Raw genomic sequence first — 4,097 nt, forward strand, 5'->3', positions numbered from 1 at the left:
CGTATAGACTATCTACATCTTGGATTAAAAATGATTGGATTTTTTCAACTTGTATCGGAGAAATTTCTACTTGATTTAGCCAAGTGAGTAAACGCTGATCTCGCTCAATTAACAAATCTTTAGAAATTTGTATCTGTTGATGGCGAAATTCCTTTTCTCCCTGTGCTTGCGCCTGAGTAAGCAAACTGGGAATTAATGCCAGAGGTAAAACATCCGCAGCTAATTCACACATCGACTGACGTACTTGTTCAATTTCCGCAGTTTTTGTATCCTGTTGTAGTTCTAATTGATTGCGTTCGGCTGCAATCTTCCCACCTTCAGAAATAAATTTATCTAAGGCTTCTTGCTGCTTTTGTTCTAATTCTTCTACCTGATTTTTGAGAATTTCTACTTTCTCTTCTGTGGTTTGATAATCTTCTTGCTGTTGGGTTAACCTAGTTTCAATTTCCTCTAGGTTTGCTAAAACCTTACTATTACCAACTTCTTTAAGTTTACGGTTAACTAAAATATCTAAATCAACTGCTAAACGGTCTGCTAACTCTAGCCCTAAAAGTCCGCGTATTGCATCTACTACAACTGGTGGTGGTGTTTCTTGTTCTGCGAGTTCTTTAACTTGTTCACCATCAAAAAGAAATAAGTTAGAAATACCTAATGGCAGGAGATTTTCAATATATTCATCCCAGATATTAACTAAAGCATCAGGCCAGGTATCACTGTCACCTAAAATACCTAACGTATCTTTGCCATCTTTAGGATTTTTTACCCAACTACGGACAACACGGTATTTTATTGGTTTATCGTTTTCAATATGTTCAAAAAGTAATTCAATCCGAGTGTCTGCAACTGGATCAATTTTATTGTTAACGCATTGATTGAGAAAATCACTATAACTTAAATTACCACGGGTAGAACATTGGGCGCGAGGGCCATAAAGGGCGAGACGAATGGCATCCATAAGGGTAGTTTTTCCGCCACCATTCATCCCACCTAAGAGGATAATTGGGTGTGAGTTTTCCTCATCAATTTTTGGGTTAAGATTAATTACCTGTTTACCACTGTAGGGGCCAAAGTTTTGTAGAACGAGTTCAAGAAATATCATAATTGGAGATTATTAAATACCGGATGAAGGAATACCGGGCGAATGGAATTCGCGGCTACACAGGCAAAGTCCACCTTCGTGGACTAAATTAGTACATAATTGTTGGTTTATTTGGGAGTTAGTTCCCAGGTGGGGATGATTGATTTTTGGCTATGATGGGCAGCTTGGTTTCTGATGTAATTGGCTATGTTATCAATGGCATCGTGACTAACTGTAAAAGCTCCATAGCTACCTTGCCATTTAAAAAACTCACCTGGCTTGATTTCGTGGGTGATGAAATGGGACGAACTTCCCTTAATTTGTTTAACCAATTCAGAGATACTCATGGTTGGCGGAAAACCCGTTAGCAGATGGACATGATCTTCAATACCGCCAATTGCAATTACGGTACATTTTAACTGTTCAGATTCTCGAATAATTGCCCCGTAAACTTGCTTTTGAATATCAGGTGTAATTAGCGGCAATCTATCCCAGGTTGCCCAAACATAATGCACATACAATTGCGTAAAACTTGCTCTCATTTTCTTTAACCCACGAAGGTGGGTTTCGTCTGTGTAGCCGCGATTTCTAATCGCCCGGTATTTGCCCAGTATTATATTATTCTTAATTCTTATGAATCTTTCTTTTTAAATTTCATACTTGCCCAAGTTACCTCTTCATCACTTTCACTTTTACCTTCATCGACTTCATTGATTGCTGCAACATCGCCCAAAGTCATCTGCTTGACTTTTGCAACGTCACCTTGACTAACTGCTTCGCTTAATTCGCGTTTCAAACGAGCATTTTTAATCGCATCTTCTGGAGAACGGGAACTCGTATTAAAACATTTTTCTAACGTATCGTATATCCCTACGCGACGAGTCTTTTTGCGATACTGGCGTTCTGTGTCTAACAATTTCGCCATAAGTTCCAAGTGCATCGCGTCACCTTCACAGATTTCTTCTAATACTATCCATTCATCACGACCTAATAAACTATAGTCAGCACCAGGGCGGGGGTCTTGAAATTCTTCGCCAGTCACTTCTTGATAAATCCGGGGTAAGCTATCATCAAATTCGTGTTTGTCTTCTAGCCAAATGCGGCGAATTTCGCTCATTTCTTCGAGAGTAATTAGGGTGATATCGCGCATACTTTCTGGCGCTGTCTGACGGGTTTTTGTTTGGGCTTCTAATAATCGTCTAAGCCAATGTTCCCGCCAATATTTGGTATAGGGGCCATGAATTGGTTCAATAGAGACTTCACCATCGACATGACGTTCAAAAAGTTGGACTTCTCCCCAGATACGGCGGAAGTCTCTTTTATCGCGGTCATCTCTATTATCTAATTCATTACGGATATCTAATAGAGGCTGCATCCATTCTTTTTCTTCATCATTTTGAATCATTGCCTCCATTGATTTATCTTTACTAACAATTGTGCAAACCCAGCATCCAAATCGAGAATCACCACAGCTAGGAGTAGAAGTATCAACAACTAGAGGACATTCATTATCTGCTGTAGCACCTCTATACATGGTGAATAAGTCTTTGTTGCTATATCCCCAAGGATTTTGCCATTGATTTAGGTAAATCCAAACTTCATCAGTACGCCAGTCTTCAATGGGGCTATAAATTAGAGAATTAGGCAAGCTTGCACTATGATAAAGCAGAGATGTCGGTGAAGTTGAATCAGAAATAAGACGATCTTTTAGGCTACCTGCTTGATGTTTTTCCATTGAAATAGCACGTTTAATGCTTTCAGCTTTGCGCGTACCTAAAATAAGAATAACTTCCCCATTTACTCTAACTACATCACGGATAAAGTGGTTAGAAGGATGAATTTTTAGACGGTCTGTACACCAACGAAATTTTCCTCGCGGTGTTGGATAACCTTTACCAATCAAGCTTACCCAGAATGTCTCTTTAATTTCTGGGTGTAATAAATGTGGTTCAATGGGCATTTTCTGTTCTTGAGCAGCAATCTTCATCCTTTCTAAGGATTTGCGTACCCAAACAGAGACTACAGGGTTTTCTACTAGTGTGTCAGTTGTAATAACATGAATAGTCTTTTTTCGCTTTTCAACTGGTAGTGCTGCGATCGCATTCCAGATAAGCTGTAAGGTAGCAGTACTATCTTTGCCGCCCGAATAGCCCACCACCCAAGGTATTTGGTCTAAACAATACAATTCTTGAATTTCAATGGTGAGAGCTTGGATGTAGTCCACTAACTCTGCTACAGTACGTGTTTGCTGACCTTTATTCTCTGCTTGTTGTGCTGTAGTCATTTCTCCTTCTCTCTGGAAACACTGGCGTAATATCCCGGATATCCCGGCGAATAGAATTCGCGGCTATACAGACAAAACCCACCTCCGTGGGTTGAAGAAAAGTTTTTAAAAACTTTACTACTAATATCCAAATTTTTGGATAATTAAACGACATAATCCTATTCTGTTTTTAAAATTTAACATGAAAGATAGTGCATCTGACCCAACTGCTGACATCGCTAGAGAGTACCTGGAACGAGAAAACAAGGAAAAACAGGTACTAGCTTTACTCCTGGAGAAGTTTTTAGGGAGAAAAGATCAGATTCTCGTTCAAAAAACTGAGATGGGTGGTACTGAAGCTTATGTTAGCTCTGTTACCTTGGAATGGTTTGCAGGTCGGGTTCACTTTGCCTCCGGCTTACCTCTGTTTCAAAAAAAGTATAATCCTGAAACTGATAATGTCGAAATTGATGCAGATAGTATTGATGAAATTCAGCAGCGTCCCCTAGATTGGTCACGTCAAGCGCCGCTAGTACAGTATTTAGCGGCTAGACAAAATCACAAGTTTCCGCCAGTGCTAGTAGTAATTAATCAACCGTGGGTGGATAATCCTAAAGCTGCTGAGTGGGATAGTGAAGGACGCGCCACAAAGTCTACTACTGATTTTATACCTCTAGATAAAGACGCTAAGGTAGGTCTGCTAAATATTTCTGAGGATAATGTAACTATTTATGCACTAGATGGTCAACACCGATT

At 39.6% G+C, this 4,097-nt stretch carries 4 protein-coding genes; 1 reads left to right on the forward strand and 3 read right to left on the reverse strand.

Annotated features, from left to right (window positions below):
- The 3 genes from dndD to dndC all read right to left on the reverse strand — a co-directional run.
- Positions 1 to 1,099 (reverse strand): DNA sulfur modification protein DndD (gene dndD / locus IQ229_RS16230; protein ID WP_194045381.1); only part of this gene is annotated, 1,099 nt, incomplete at its 3' end.
- A 107-nt stretch (positions 1,100 to 1,206) separates the two neighbouring features.
- Positions 1,207 to 1,620 (reverse strand): IS200/IS605 family transposase, encoded by a 414-nt coding sequence (tnpA, locus tag IQ229_RS16235; protein WP_194045389.1) that lies wholly within the window; start codon positions 1,618 to 1,620, stop codon positions 1,207 to 1,209.
- An 89-nt stretch (positions 1,621 to 1,709) separates the two neighbouring features.
- Positions 1,710 to 3,362 (reverse strand): DNA phosphorothioation system sulfurtransferase DndC, encoded by a 1,653-nt coding sequence (gene dndC / locus IQ229_RS16240; RefSeq protein WP_194045397.1) that lies wholly within the window; start codon positions 3,360 to 3,362, stop codon positions 1,710 to 1,712.
- Between the two features lie 181 nt (positions 3,363 to 3,543).
- Between dndC and IQ229_RS16245 the strand changes: the two genes are divergently transcribed.
- A partial coding sequence (locus tag IQ229_RS16245; RefSeq protein WP_194045399.1) for a DGQHR domain-containing protein occupies positions 3,544 to 4,097 on the forward strand: 554 nt, incomplete at its 3' end.

This window comes from Nostoc cf. edaphicum LEGE 07299, assembly GCF_015207245.1.
GTDB classification, from domain to species: Bacteria; Cyanobacteriota; Cyanobacteriia; order Cyanobacteriales; family Nostocaceae; genus Nostoc; species Nostoc edaphicum_B.